Origin of the sequence: Niallia taxi (genome assembly GCF_032818155.1) — a bacterium.
In the GTDB taxonomy this organism is placed as follows: domain Bacteria; phylum Bacillota; class Bacilli; order Bacillales; family Cytobacillaceae; genus Niallia; species Niallia taxi_A.
Genome location: NZ_CP102590.1, coordinates 658324 through 671980, shown reverse-complemented (window position 1 = coordinate 671980; position 13657 = coordinate 658324). Strand labels below are relative to the sequence as shown.

13 protein-coding genes are annotated in these 13657 nt (G+C 37.6%); 9 read left to right on the top strand and 4 right to left on the bottom strand.

From position 1 onward, the window contains the following. Positions 1–27: 27 nt before the first annotated feature. Entirely contained in the window at positions 28–468 is a 441-nt protein-coding gene (locus NQZ71_RS22460) for an Rrf2 family transcriptional regulator (protein ID WP_144457284.1), read from the bottom strand. 191 nt (positions 469–659) lie between these two features. Between NQZ71_RS22460 and NQZ71_RS22455 the strand changes: the two genes are divergently transcribed. The 6 genes from NQZ71_RS22455 to NQZ71_RS22430 all read left to right on the top strand — a co-directional run bounded on the left by NQZ71_RS22455 (position 660) and on the right by NQZ71_RS22430 (position 6674). Then, positions 660–1526: an SDR family oxidoreductase gene (locus tag NQZ71_RS22455; protein ID WP_144457286.1), complete on the top strand. Its 867-nt coding sequence runs from the start codon at positions 660–662 to the stop codon at positions 1524–1526. 92 nt (positions 1527–1618) lie between these two features. Further along, a complete protein-coding gene (locus tag NQZ71_RS22450; RefSeq protein ID WP_375545263.1) occupies positions 1619–2170 on the top strand; it encodes an NADPH-dependent FMN reductase in 552 nt (183 codons plus the stop codon). 113 nt (positions 2171–2283) lie between these two features. After that, positions 2284–2991 (top strand): response regulator transcription factor, encoded by a 708-nt coding sequence (locus tag NQZ71_RS22445; RefSeq protein WP_144457288.1) that lies wholly within the window; start codon positions 2284–2286, stop codon positions 2989–2991. Then, positions 2988–3989: a sensor histidine kinase gene (locus tag NQZ71_RS22440; RefSeq protein WP_144457290.1), complete on the top strand. Its 1002-nt coding sequence runs from the start codon at positions 2988–2990 to the stop codon at positions 3987–3989. The genes NQZ71_RS22445 and NQZ71_RS22440 overlap by 4 nt, the downstream gene beginning before the upstream one ends. An 86-nt stretch (positions 3990–4075) precedes the next feature. Then, entirely contained in the window at positions 4076–4840 is a 765-nt protein-coding gene (locus tag NQZ71_RS22435) for an ABC transporter ATP-binding protein (RefSeq protein WP_260055305.1), read from the top strand. Next, positions 4815–6674 (top strand): ABC transporter permease, encoded by a 1860-nt coding sequence (locus NQZ71_RS22430; RefSeq protein ID WP_317012468.1) that lies wholly within the window; start codon positions 4815–4817, stop codon positions 6672–6674. Before NQZ71_RS22435 ends, NQZ71_RS22430 begins: the two co-directional genes overlap by 26 nt. Positions 6675–6719: 45 nt before the next feature. Here NQZ71_RS22430 and NQZ71_RS22425 read toward each other — a convergent pair whose 3' ends face one another. Then, entirely contained in the window at positions 6720–7490 is a 771-nt protein-coding gene (locus tag NQZ71_RS22425; protein ID WP_144457296.1) for an SDR family NAD(P)-dependent oxidoreductase, read from the bottom strand. A gap of 159 nt (positions 7491–7649) precedes the next feature. On the opposite strand from NQZ71_RS22425, the gene NQZ71_RS22420 reads away from it, so the two are divergent. Beyond that, on the top strand, positions 7650–8264 hold the full coding sequence (locus tag NQZ71_RS22420) for a TetR/AcrR family transcriptional regulator (protein WP_260055307.1): 615 nt from the start codon (positions 7650–7652) through the stop codon (positions 8262–8264). Positions 8265–8371: 107 nt separating this feature from the next. Next, positions 8372–9271: a 3-hydroxyacyl-CoA dehydrogenase gene (locus NQZ71_RS22415; RefSeq protein WP_144457300.1), complete on the top strand. Its 900-nt coding sequence runs from the start codon at positions 8372–8374 to the stop codon at positions 9269–9271. Between the two features lie 39 nt (positions 9272–9310). Here the strand turns inward: NQZ71_RS22415 and NQZ71_RS22410 are convergent, their stop codons facing one another. Together NQZ71_RS22410 and NQZ71_RS22405 are read right to left on the bottom strand one after the other, a co-directional pair. Next, entirely contained in the window at positions 9311–10210 is a 900-nt protein-coding gene (locus tag NQZ71_RS22410) for a LysR family transcriptional regulator (protein WP_144458440.1), read from the bottom strand. A gap of 124 nt (positions 10211–10334) precedes the next feature. Then, the gene (locus NQZ71_RS22405) at positions 10335–11027 is read right to left on the bottom strand and encodes a rhamnogalacturonan acetylesterase (RefSeq protein WP_317012467.1); all 693 of its coding nucleotides are present in this window, start codon (positions 11025–11027) and stop codon (positions 10335–10337) included. 339 nt (positions 11028–11366) lie between these two features. On the opposite strand from NQZ71_RS22405, the gene NQZ71_RS22400 reads away from it, so the two are divergent. After that, positions 11367–13598, top strand: coding sequence for a helix-turn-helix transcriptional regulator (locus tag NQZ71_RS22400; protein ID WP_394374154.1), 2232 nt, complete (start codon positions 11367–11369; stop codon positions 13596–13598). Positions 13599–13657 lie beyond the last annotated feature (59 nt).

Here is a 13657-nt window from a genome sequence, read left to right as displayed (position 1 = left end):
CTAGTGGGTAAGTACTATTTATACTTTTTAGTTATTCATGTCTTTTTCTTTTTTCTTAATATCTTTAATAATATCTTCGATTGTCACGTTTTCCAGTTCTTTTTCCAACGCTATTTGGGCTGCTGACAAGACAGGCGTAATTGATTCCTGAATATTTCTGCCAACAAGGCATTCACGAAGTGGGTTTTCGTGCACACTGAATAATTCCTGGTCTTTCACAACTTCGACAGCTTTGTATACATCTACTAAACGAATGTCGGATGGAGCTTTTGCAAGTCTAGCTCCAGCAATGCCCGGCTGCACTTCTATTAGACCATTCTTTTTTAACATACCCATGATTTTTCTTATTAAAGTTGGGTTAGTATTGACACTGCCCGCCAAAAATTCGGAGGAGCTTATCCCGTCTTTATTTATATCCAATAATGCTAGTATATGGACACCAACACTAAATCGGCTGCTAATTTGCAATTAAACTCACCTGCTTTTACGATTGAAATACAATAAAAAGTATTATACATGATATTCCCCAAAAAATAAAAACCATTCTAATTGACAAAACTTTAAGATGTATCTATTATGAATACAGGTATTCGAAATAAGTACATCAATATTATGCATGTTAACAACTTGTCATGAATAATTTACTTGGAGGAATAAAAATGAAGCTATTAGTAACAGGAGCTACAGGCAAATTAGGCGGTAAAGTGGTCGAGGAATTACTTAAAACAGTTCCCGCAGAACAATTAGCAGTTAGTGTTCGAAACCCTGAGAAAGCAGAGCATCTCCGCGCTCGTGGTGTAGATGTGCGCCACGGAGATTTTGACAGACCAGAAACATTGGCTACAGCATTTTCGGGAATTGATCGTTTGCTGCTTATTTCTGCAGATGGCGATAATGAAACAAGAATTCGTCAGCATTCAGATGCAGTTGCCGCAGCAGTGCGCGCCGGTGTGAAATTCATCGCATACACAAGTATTGGCAATGCACAAGAAAGCAGTAATTTCCTTGCACCAACACATAAGGCAACAGAGGCAGCAATTCAAAAAACTGGCATCCCTTATTCCTTCCTGCGCAACAACTGGTACTTAGAAAATGAAAGTTCAAGTATTCAAGGAGTTCTAGCAGGAGCACCTTGGGTAACATCAGCAGGAAATGGCAAGGTTGGCTGGGCAGTGCAGCAGGATTATGCACAAGCGGCAGCGACAGTACTTACAGGCACTGATCACGAAAACACGATTTATGAGCTTTCCGGTAAATTATTAACACAAAACGAAATTGCCGCAGAACTTAGTGCTGTTCTTGGCAAGGAAGTAATCGTACAGCATGTTGAGGACGCTGCATATGCAGACATCATGAAAGATGCAGGTGTGCCAGAATTTTTGCTGCCAATGCTAGTTAATATTCAAAAGGATATTCGCGAAGGAACATTGGAAATCGAAAGCAATGATTTTGAAAAGCTGCTTGGACGTCCAGTAACATCATTACGTGAAGGCTTAGCACAAATAGTCAAAGGCAGCTCTAACTAATGTAGATGACTCTCCAGATTGTGTGACAAGGGGCTGATAAGATGAGTTTTTTCAAAAGGATTTTTGGTAAACAAAAAGAGGAGGCTGGGAAAATGGCAACGGAAAAGTTAAATATCGGGATTATTTTAGGAAGTACTAGACAGGGAAGAGTTAGTCCGCAAGTTGGAGCATGGGTGAAAGAAATCGCTGAACAACGTGGTGATGCCAACTATGAAATAGTCGATATTGCCGATTACAGTCTACCGTTTCTTGGCACTACAGATGGCCAGGAACAAGGTGTTGCCAAATGGAATGAAAAGCTCGACAGCCTTGATGGATTTGTCTTTATCGTCCAAGAATACAACCATAGTATTACGGGCGCATTAAAAAATGCCCTTGATTCGGCAAGAGATGCGTGGAACAACAAAGCAGCCGGAATCGTAAGCTATGGATCAACTGGAGGAGCACGTGCAGCAGAGCACTTAAGAGGAATTCTTGGGGAGCTGCTGATTGCAGATGTCCGTGTTCATCCAACTTTATCCTTGTTTACAGATTTTGAGAATGGCACAGTATTTAAGCCTGCTGATCTCCATCTTACAAATGTAAATGCAATGCTTGATCAAGTACATGCATGGAGCGGTGCTTTAAAAACATTGCGTCAATAATGGTTTCATAGACAGCCGGGCATCTTTTTAGGATGCTCGGTTTTTTTATAGATTTCTTTGTCGCTGCTTCCATTCTATGCCATAATGGTATCTGAAATAAGGAGTGATCAAATATGCAAAAAATACTGATTGTTGAAGATGATCCTAAAATAGCGACCCATTTAAAAAATCATATTGAAAAATATGGATATGATGTGACATGTGTTCTTGATTTTGAACATGTTATGAATACGTTTTATGAAGTAAATCCAAATCTAGTACTTTTAGATATTAATTTACCAAGCTTTGATGGCTATTATTGGTGCAGGCAAATTCGAAAGGAATCGGTGTGTCCGGTGATTTTTCTTTCTGCAAGAATAGGAGAGATGGATCAGGTGATGGCATTGGAGAATGGTGGCGATGACTATATAACAAAGCCGTTTAGTGCGGAAATTGTTATCGCAAAAATCCGCAGTCAGCTACGTCGTGCCTACGGGGAATATGCAAGCATTCCAGAGAATCGGATAATAGAAAACGCTGGTCTAAAATTCTTTCCGGAGAGATTGGAGCTTACCTATAAAGATAAGAATATTTCCTTAACAAAAAAAGAAGCGGACATTATAGAAAGTTTAATGGAACGATATCCTCGGGTGGCTGGACGTGAGGATTTACTTGAGAAGCTTTGGGATGACCAAAGCTATGTGGATGAAAATACATTGAATGTCAATATTACGAGAGTCCGAAAAAAGTTTCAGGAAATTGGCTTACAAGACGCAGTGGAAACAGTAAGAGGGGCAGGATATCGGTTAAATGTATCTTGGACGGTAGCAGATAAAAGATGAAATTATTTATAAAAGAGCATGCCTTGCTGATGTTCGTTCAAGTTGTGCAAATGCTCCTTTTCCTTTCTATCTTCTGGTTTGATGGCTATCGAGATATTAAGCTGTTTTGTTATGCTGTTTTTCTAAACTTTTTTATTCTCGGCGGTTATCTCACCTTCTATTATTTATCTCGTCAGAAAATGTACAAGCGCTTAAATCAGCCGCTGGAATCGCTTGATGACAGCTACCAAAAAACAGATGATGCCCCGATTTCTAAAGCCTTTGATGAGGTGCTGCGTACTCAATACAAGCTTTTTCAGAATCAATTGAAATCAGTTGAAAAAGAACAGGAGGAGCACCGTAAGTTCATGGATCAATGGGTGCATCAGATGAAAACACCTTTGTCGGTGATTGAGCTCACTGCCCAAAATCTAGATGAACCAGAGTCCTCCAGCATCCGTGAAGAAACGGAAGTGATGAAAACTGGTTTGAACACTGTTTTGTATATTGCCAGGTTAAAAACGATTGAACAAGATTTTCATATTAAACCGGTAAATCTAGTGAAATTGATAGATGAAGTAAACGGCGAGAATAAACGCTTTTATATTCGAAACAAAGTCTATCCTAAGCTAGAGGTGAAAAAGGCAGGGTTGACGGTCGAGACCGATGAGAAATGGCTGTTTTTTATTCTCTCCCAGCTTATTAGTAATGCGGTTAAATATTCGTCCGGAATTAGTAATCGGATTGTTATTTCCATTTACGAAAGAGAGAAGGAAGCCGTTCTGGAAGTAAAGGATTTTGGGATTGGCATACCTGAAAGTGATAAACGGCGAATTTTTGATCCCTTTTTTACCGGAGAAAATGGCAGGAAGTTTCGGGAATCCACAGGGATGGGTCTTTATTTAACAAAGGAGACGCTGCAACATTTGAGTCACCAGATTGAGATGGAATCCGTTTACGGGAAGGGTACAACTTTCCGCATCGTTTTTTCTGCAACACAAAACCTTACAAGCCTGTAAGGAAAGTGTAAGAAGAATCGATAGTTAAGTAATCCTTCAGGAAGGTATACTAATCACAGATCAAAAGCAGAAAAGGAGATCTTGTGATGTTAGAAGTGAACCAGGTTAGTAAAATTTATGAAGGTAAAATTGCTTATAAAGCATTAAACAATATTAATTTATCCGTTGAAGAGGGCGAGTTTGTTGGAATTATGGGGCCTTCTGGCAGTGGAAAAACAACTCTTTTGAATATGATAGCTACAATTGATGAACCAACAACTGGCGAGATATTGATAAACGGTAAAAATCCTCATCAGCTAAAAAAAGAGGAATTGGCAAAATTCCGCAGACGTGAACTCGGCTTTGTTTTTCAGGATTTTAATTTACTGCATACGTTAACGGTAGAAGAAAATATTGTCCTTCCATTAACACTTGATGGAAAAAAGGTAAAAGAGATGAAACAAAAGGCACAGGAAATCGCGGGAAAATTGGGGATTACCTCAATAATGAATAAGCGCACATATGAGATTTCTGGCGGTCAGGCGCAAAGGGCAGCCGTGGCAAGGGCGATGATTCATGTGCCTAAGCTGCTGCTTGCTGATGAACCAACGGGAAATCTTGATTCGAAGTCTTCCAAAGATGTTATGGAAATGCTGGAAACGATAAATAAGCACGAGCGCACAACGATGCTACTCGTGACGCATGATCCGCAAGCAGCGAGTTACTGTAATCGAGTGATATTTATTCGTGACGGAAATTTTTATTCGGAAATTCATCGCGGTGATAACCGCCAAGCCTTCTTCCAAAGAATAATTGATACACTTTCTTTACTAGGAGGAGACGGCCATGACCTTTCGCAGATTCGCGTTTAATAATGTAATTCGCAATAAACGACTGTATGCTGCCTACTTCCTAAGCAGTATGTTTACAGTAATGGTGTTTTTTACATTTGCGATATTTGCCTTCCACGAGGCTATTTCGGGAAATGACATGAATTCCTCTGTCCAACAAGGGATGAATATTGCAGGAGGCATTATTTATGTTTTTTCTTTCTTTTTTATCCTATATTCTATGAGTTCCTTCTTGACGACTCGGAAGAAAGAGTTAGGGTTATTGATGATGCAAGGGATGTCTGTTAGGCAAGTTCGTCTTATGATTTTCTTGGAGAACATGGTAATCGGCTTTTTTGCAACATTAGGCGGTATCATATTGGGATTAATATTTTCCAAAGTAATTTTATTAATTGCAGAAAATGTGCTTGTTTTGGATGACGCGCTAAACTTTTATCTTCCTATCCAAGCAATTATCGTAACATTTCTTTCTTTTATCTTGTTGTTTTTTATTATTTCGTTATTTGTTTCCTATATTTTACGCAGCCGTAAGCTGATTGATTTAATCAAAGGAAATAAGAAGTCAAAAGGCGAACCGAAGGCAAATATCTTTTTAACGGTTTCTGCCGTATTACTAATTGGTGTTGGCTATGCAGCTGCATTAATTGTAGAGGGTGCGGTCGTGATTGTCGCGATGCTGCCCGTAGTGGTTGTCGTGATTGTCGGCACATATCTGTTGTTTACACAGCTCAGTGTTTATATAATCCGTAAATTGAAACAGAATAACAACATTTTCTGGTGGAAAACAAATATGATTCTTTTTTCTGATCTATCCTTTCGGATGAAGGATAATGCACGAACCTTTTTTATGGTTGCGATTATATCGACAGTAGCTTTTAGTGCAATCGGTACATTGTTTGGGTTTCAAACCTTCTTGACGGAAGGGCTGAAAAATAATAATCCCCATACGTTTTCCTATATAACGGTTGATCAGGATAAAGATGATGTAGCTTTTATAAATGAAACAATTGAGCAAGAGCAGATGGAAGCGAAGCATAAGCAAACGAAGCTGGCGCATTATGAGATAGGTCAAGATAATATTGTTATAACTAGTGAAACGGATTTTAATAGATTTGCGGCTTTTTTGGGAGAGGATACAATTGATATCCAAACTGGCGAGGTTAAAGTAGTTGAATTTACCGGCAATGAATATGGGCAAACAGAAGAATTACTTAAACAAAAGCTTAACCTGAATTCAGGAACATCCTTAATTCCAAAGGAAGTAATCTATTCAAGAGCCCTCCCTGCAACAGACTCTTATTATGTAGTTTCTGATCAGGACTATAAAGAACTGCCAGCGCCAATAAGTGAAGAGAGCTATCATGCTTGGCAAGTAATAAAAGGGAAAGACAATATCATCGCAGCTTCTGAAAAGATAGAAAAAGTAGTTCCTCCTTATGAATTTTATGCTAAGGATTATAGTATCTATCAGCTAAATAAGGCATATGGTTTAGTATTATTTGTAGGATTATTTATCGGAATTGTCTTTTTTGTTTCGGCAGGAAGCTTCCTTTATTTCCGGCTGTACGCAGACTTAGAGGAAGACAAACAGAAGTTTCGGTCTATTTCTAAAATGGGCTTAACGGAGAAGGAATTAAAGAATGTTCTTACAAGACAAACAGCGATTCTATTCTTTACACCAATCCTAGTGGCACTGATTCATGGAGCAGTTGCATTAACAGCGTTGTCCCATTTCTTTTATTATGACTTAACAAAAATATCCCTATCAGTACTAGGTATATTTACATTAATCCAAATAATTTACTTTGCGATTGTCCGCTTCTTTTATACAAAGCAGGTTAAGAATGTTCTTTGATGAAGGAAAAGCAGCAGCCCGAACGGAGCTGCTGCTTTTGTGTCATTATCTGCTTGTATAACCAGCATCTGCGTGGATAGTTGTCCCCGTTACATAAGATGATTGGTCTGAGGCTAACCACAAGCTTGCTTGGGCGATTTCGATTGGTTGGCCAAATCTGCCTAACAAGCTAAGCTGTGGAGCAAATTCTTCTTCTGTTTGTCCTGTTTCTTCTAATGAACCTCTTAGCATTGGTGTGTCAATCGCTCCAGGAGCGACTGTGTTAACACGGATATTTAGAGGGCCGTTTTCTAATGCAGCAACCTTTGTCATCCCAACAACGCCATGCTTTGCAGCAACGTATGCTATATTGTTCGGCTGTGGACGGAACCCACTGACAGAAGAAATGTTAATGATGCTGCCGCCTTCGCCTTGCTTAATCATTTGCTGTAATTCATACTTCATGCAAAGAGCTGTTCCAGTCAAATCAACAGAAATTAATCTGTCCCAATATGCTTCATCGAATTCTGCCGCTGGGGCATTGTCAGGTGTTAATGCTGCATTATTAACAGCAACATCAAGACGGCCGAATTTTTCGACTGTTTTTGCTACAAGGTTTTGCACCTGCTCTGATTTGGAAATATCAACCTTTACAAAGTAAGCAGTACCGCCGGCAGCTTCAATCTCCGCTACAGCTGCTTGTCCTTTTTCTTCATTAAAGTCTGCTACTACAACTTTAGCCTTTGCTTCTGCAAATAGTTTTGCCGTTGCAAGGCCCATCCCCATTGCAGCTCCTGTTACTATAGCAACTTTTCCGTCTAATACTGGAAATGTCATCTTATATCGATCCCTTCATCTTTAGAATTGTAATGTTTATCTGCAATTAAAGCTTAGTTTATTTATGAAAGGGCTTCAATATGCAATAATAATGAATATGTACGAAAACATACAAATGATAATCATTTGTCTAGTAAAATTTTTAAAGGGGTCCTTTTATTGTCTACTATTTATCCAGATAAGCGGGTTAAAAGAACTGTTGAGAATTTTAAGACAGCATTGTTGGAGCTAATGAAAAAGAAGAGATTTCAAGATATTACCATTACTGAAATTGTTCATGCTGCAGATTATAATAGAGGCACTTTTTATGCACACTATAAATGCAAGGAGGAGCTATTGGATGAAATAATAGATGATATGTTTGAGCAGATGGAAGAAGCATATAGAAAGCCATATGAAGATTTATCTGTCATTGATTTTCATGAGCTGTCTGCTAATGCCATTGTATTGTTTGATCATTTTCTAGACCATAAAGAGTTCTATAAACTGATGCTGTCACCAGAAACGAATTATTCCTTTCAGGAAAAAATGATTAACAGGCTAGATAAGCTTTTTAGAGCGGAATTCGAGTTTTTCACAGATGATGTTGATGCAGATATTGATATTAATCTATTTTCCACCTATAGAATTCATGGTATTATCGGCATACTAATGCAGTGGATTCACAGTGATTTTCGAGAAGAGCCCGAATATATGGGGAAACAGCTTATACATATATTAAGATTTTCTACCCCAAAGGTGTCCGTAAAGAAACCGGACAGTAATCATCCTTAAATAAAACTTAAATTAAATTAAGTTTTATTAACTTTATTTTATATCTAATCTATTTTAAAATAATATTGTCGAACTAAATAGTTTTATACAAAGGGATGGTATAAATCATGAAATTTAAACATATCACAGTAGCAGGCAGCGGGGTTTTAGGAAGTCAAATCGCTTTCCAATCAGCCTTCCACGGTTTTAACGTAACCGTTTATGACATTAATGATGAAGTACTTGAATCAGCAAAGGAAAAAATTAATCTATTAAAAGGACGTTATCAGAAGGATTTAAATGCGAGTCAAGAACAAGTAGAAGCAGCATCTGACCGCATTTCGTATAACAGTGATTTAGCAAAAGCTGCTGCTGATGCAGACTTGCTGATTGAAGCTATACCAGAAATTGTGCCGATTAAAACAGAATTTTATCAAAATCTTAGCAAAGTAGCACCAGAAAAAACAGTTTTTGCCACAAACTCATCAACATTATTGCCTAGCCAGTTTGCCGAAGCAACTGGACGTCCAGAGAAATTCCTGGCACTTCACTTTGCTAATGAAATTTGGATTAACAATACAGCAGAGATAATGAAGCACCCTGGCACAGACATAAACGTGTTTGATCAAGTTGTCGAATTTGCAAAAGCAATTGGAATGGTGGCACTTCCTCTTCATAAGGAGCAGCCCGGATATATACTGAATTCCTTGCTTGTACCGCTTTTAGACGCAGCAGAGCTATTATTATCAAAAGAGGTTGCTGATGTTGAGACAATTGATAAAACATGGATGATTGCAACTGGAGCGCCAAAAGGTCCATTTGCGATACTTGACGTTGTCGGCATCACTACTTCCTACAATATCGTGCAGGCAAAAGCCGAAGCGACAGGAAATCCAGAGTTCAAAAAGCTGGCAGAGCTCTTGAAAACAGAGTATATTGACAAAGGAAAACTCGGGGCTGCAACAGGAGAGGGCTTCTATAAGTATCCAAATCCTCGTTTTATGGACCCTGATTTCTTGGGAAATTAACATAAGAGAAAGCCTTCCGAATTCGGAAGGCTTTTTTTGCTATTTTAAATCCCGCAAAAGGTGCTCTGTAAACTGATTAATCATTTCTGGGCATTTTTCATTTTTTCGCGTCACACGCCATAAATAATTGGAAAGGGTGAGATACTCATTAATGGAAATCGTCACGACTTCATCCTTTAGATGTGGCGGTAATGCTTGAATGATATAGTCGTTAGTAATCGTAATAGCATTCCTTTGCAGCACCATTTGCAAAAGGACATCTCCGTTATTTGTTGTCAAGGCAATTCTGTTCCTCAAGTTATCTGGAAACAAATCCTCAGCAATTTTCTTTAAGTAAGGGTCATTGTACAGGACAATTGATTCATTCATCTCGTTTATGATTTGGTCAAGGGAGATTTTATTGTTGAATCTTAAGACAGAGCTTTTATTAACGGCAAGCACGACCTCGACCCTTTTAATAGGTTCCCAGTCCAATGCCACATCATGATTGTTTGAACCTAGTGAAACAAAGCCCATATCAGCATGGCCGTTTTTTACTTGTTCCAGCACTGCAGCCGTATCTTCCTCCATCACCTGCACATTAATATAAGGGTAGCTTTCACGGAATTCGAGGGTATTATTAATGATTTGTGACACTAGTCCAGGAATCGTGGCAATAACAATATTTCCATACAGATTGTTTTTGGAAACAGCAATATCATATTTCAGCATGTCAATTGTTTTCAAAACGGTTACGGCATGCTGGATAACTTTTTTCCCTTCAGCTGTTGGGGTTACCCCTTTGCGTGACCGAGTAAAAAGCAGTACATCTAATTCTGCCTCTAATTGCGTTATGGACAGGCTGATCGCTGGGACTGTCATTAAATTCTTTTTTGCAGCATCTGTAAAGGAGCCTAGTTCTCCGACATCAACTAAATATTGAAGCTGGGTTATATTCATGTTTGTCACCTTAAATATTTTTTAAGAATAGTTTTTATTCCTTAAAGGTATTTTATCAAATAATTTAACAGAGAGTATGAGAAATGCAAGGTGAATTCCTAGTTATAGTTATCGCTTCTGTCAATTATCTGGGTAGTTCAATAAAGTCCTTTATAGATAAATTACTTTCTTTCATTTCCATGGCAATTAATTTAGCGACAATTGCGGCTCCTTTTTCATTAAAATGGGTATTGTCCGTAATACCGTCTGGATAGTTTTCAGATTGGCCTGGAGCTAAATGTAAAAAATAATCCTTTGATTTTTCTTCACCTGCTTCATTCAAAAACTCTCTTGTTATTTTATGAATATCAAGTACAGGTACATTATTATGTTTAGCAAATTCAAGCATTGCCCGTGGATAGTCTCCAACAGATTGTTCGTCAATCTTAGTTCCAGTGAAATTACGGCGCGAAACAGATGTTAATAATAGGGGATAGGCATTTACACTTTGTGCAACCTGAACATATTTTAATAGGTTTTGCTGATACTCCCCATATGGCTGTGTGCCTCTTTCAGGATCCTCCAGCTTTTGATCATTATGGCCAAATTGAATAATCAGGTAATCCCCTGGTTTAATGCTCTTCTCAATTGCTCTTAAATGACCTTCTTTTATGAAGGATTTCGTGCTTTTGCCATTGATTGCCCTGTTATCAAGTATGACGGTGTCTGAAAGATATGCTTGGAAAGCTTCACCCCAGCCTGTTTCTGGACGCTTTTCGGGTATTTTAATCGCAGCTGTTGAATCTCCAGCGATAAAAATAGTAATATTTACCCTCATATAAAACAACTCCTTTATAGTAATTATCCATTTTTTTCAATTAGGTATATGCACACGTTAACACTATTATGTATAATCATATTAGGACTATTGTTTTTGCTAAATACGAATGATGTGTTAACGCTTACATAATATAATTTATAGGTTTATATGTCAATTACCGTAAAGAATTACAAATGGAATTTTAGATACTTAATTCATGAAATGCATCTAAACATTAAGGTGTATACTGGATTCATAGTGTGCATGGAAAAATCCTACTTCGCAGAGAAATAAGATACTAAAAAAATGATAACGCTTACAAGTAGAAAACAAAATTCAAATGAAGGAGTGATGATATTGTTTCAAAAAACGCGCGTGTTTCACAGTCTTTTTATTCCGTTTCTCTTAGTAGGAGTCGGTCTTGTTGTAGGATTCAGTATCTTTATTTATAACTCTACCTATGAATCAGTGGAGAAAAGCTTTTTAACAGATAAGAAAAATTATACAAACCAAATCCTCCAAAACGTGGAACAAAAGGTAAGAACAATCGAGTACGGATTTACGGCATACAGTTCAACTGCCAATTTTGAAAAAGTGTTTAATAATCCACTGTCTGATAAAGATTTCACAACTTATCGAGATATAAAAAAAGAAATGAGTTATATCGAATTAATGGGAATAGAAGGCAGTCACTATAGTTTGATTAGCTTAACACAGAAATGGGGAATTATCGAAGGTTCTTTAAAAACCTTACCAATGGATGAAGTAAAAAATTATCAAAAAGACTATGTTTCAGATACAAGCAGAAGTCTTTTTTGGGAACCAATCAATAACGGCATCCAAATGGTTATGACACTACCCATTTACCAAAGTGAAAAGTTTGCAGTAGGAATAGCTAATATCCCTAAATTAAGCATTGATACCATTGTTGGGGAGAATAACCAGCTTGTGCAAATTTATGATCGAAAAGACAAGCTGATATATACAACTTCAGGTAATGATACAAAACTACCTGAGGAAAGCTTTGATTCCTTAAAAGCAGCTGCTGTCGAAAATGGCGCAAATTCAAGTGTAATCACTACAAATAACGGAAAAAAGTATGTTTTTACCCGCTCAGATTATAATAATTGGCTTTATTTAGTAGAGATAAATGAAGGAGAAATTGGAAGCATCATCCATAACACGAGAATCGGGCTTTTTATTGCTTCTGCTATTTTAATTCTGCTTATTGGCTTTATTTCGTATCTGCTGGCTGAAAGCTTTTCACGTCCAATAAAAAGAATCCAAGAAAAGCTTGATATTCAACGGGCAAATCCAAAGCAAAACGAACTCTCTCTGTTAGCTGAATCTGTTGAAAAGGTCGTTGGCCAAAAAGAGGTTTTAACAGCTAATTTAATGATGCAAAAACCACAATTAGAGACTTTATTTGTTTTGAGTTTATTTAGGAAACGCATAACTGAAAACGAAGTTATTCACCGTTTGGAACAGTTTGGTTACCATTTAGCAGAAAATAAGGTGTTTTATACTGGGTTAATCCAAATTGATCACTTAGATGATAAGCTAATGGAAGATAGAAGTATATTTTTATTGGGCATTAATAATATTGTGGAGGAAATGATCCCTAAAACTGAACGCTTAATTCCAATTGTGTTAAATGATGAGATGCAAGCAGTCATCTTTGTCCTTGATAAAGATGACCAAGATGCGGAACGGAGCATTATGACGTATTACACAGAAATTCAAACAGCTGTGAAGAAATATTTGAATATAGTGATTAGCGCTGGAATCAGCCCTGTTTATGATACTTTAATAGAAAGTAAACAGGCAGTGGATTTAGCCAAAGAATCCCTGCATTACCGGGTGAATGTTGGCTCAGAATCAATTATTTTCTATAATGATATCGCCTCCATGCTAAATGATGCGTCGATTTCAAAATTCCCTGTCGAGCTGCAGAATGAGTTAATGAATGCTATTCGGTCAGGAGAGGAAGCGGTTGTCATGAGCATGGTTGGAGTTTTAGTGGACGAAATTTTCCGCTTAAATAAAAACCCGATAAGTTTAGGAGTTACTCTAGTAAGAGTCATTAATGAGCTTGTACAGCTAGGCCAGCTATTAGGTGCAGAATCAAAAATCTTTGAAAATATTAAGAAAATGTACCAAGCGGCGATAACTGCTTATCATCCGGAAAAAATTAAACAAATGCTTATCAATGACTTAATAAAACCAGTAATAATCAGTACGCAGGATAAGACGGAGCGCGGGTTTAAATCACTGTCAGAAAAAATGGTTTATATTATCCAAACTGAATTTGATGAAGAAATTTCCCTGGACTTGATTGCGGACAGATTGCATTATAATCCAAACTATTTAAGCAATGTATTCAAAAAAGAATATGGCCAAACCTTCGTAGATTATTTAATGAATTATCGTTTACAGATGGCACAAACCTGGCTTAAAGACACTGATTTGGCGATAAAGGATATCGCTGAGCGTTTGAAATATCGAAACCCTCAAAATTTTATCCGCTTTTTTAAAAAGAAGCTGGGCATCACGCCAGGAGACTACCGAAAAGAATATCGGCACTCCTAAATGGCAAAAAAGAGCATAAAAAAAAGCTTCTGCACTCCAGAAGCTTTTTCTTATATGTG

What these genes read in the sequence shown, in the direction of transcription:
- NQZ71_RS22440 (WP_144457290.1), top strand. Translation starts at nt 2,988, where the DNA reads ATGAAATTATTTATAAAAGAGCATGCCTTGCTGATGTTCGTTCAAGTT.
- NQZ71_RS22450 (WP_375545263.1), top strand. Translation starts at nt 1,619, where the DNA reads ATGGCAACGGAAAAGTTAAATATCGGGATTATTTTAGGAAGTACTAGA.
- NQZ71_RS22425 (WP_144457296.1), bottom strand. Translation starts at nt 7,490, where the DNA reads ATGACATTTCCAGTATTAGACGGAAAAGTTGCTATAGTAACAGGAGCT.
- NQZ71_RS22415 (WP_144457300.1), top strand. Translation starts at nt 8,372, where the DNA reads ATGAAATTTAAACATATCACAGTAGCAGGCAGCGGGGTTTTAGGAAGT.
- NQZ71_RS22435 (WP_260055305.1), top strand. Translation starts at nt 4,076, where the DNA reads ATGTTAGAAGTGAACCAGGTTAGTAAAATTTATGAAGGTAAAATTGCT.
- NQZ71_RS22455 (WP_144457286.1), top strand. Translation starts at nt 660, where the DNA reads ATGAAGCTATTAGTAACAGGAGCTACAGGCAAATTAGGCGGTAAAGTG.
- NQZ71_RS22410 (WP_144458440.1), bottom strand. Translation starts at nt 10,210, where the DNA reads ATGAATATAACCCAGCTTCAATATTTAGTTGATGTCGGAGAACTAGGC.
- NQZ71_RS22430 (WP_317012468.1), top strand. Translation starts at nt 4,815, where the DNA reads ATGACCTTTCGCAGATTCGCGTTTAATAATGTAATTCGCAATAAACGA.
- NQZ71_RS22405 (WP_317012467.1), bottom strand. Translation starts at nt 11,027, where the DNA reads ATGAGGGTAAATATTACTATTTTTATCGCTGGAGATTCAACAGCTGCG.
- NQZ71_RS22445 (WP_144457288.1), top strand. Translation starts at nt 2,284, where the DNA reads ATGCAAAAAATACTGATTGTTGAAGATGATCCTAAAATAGCGACCCAT.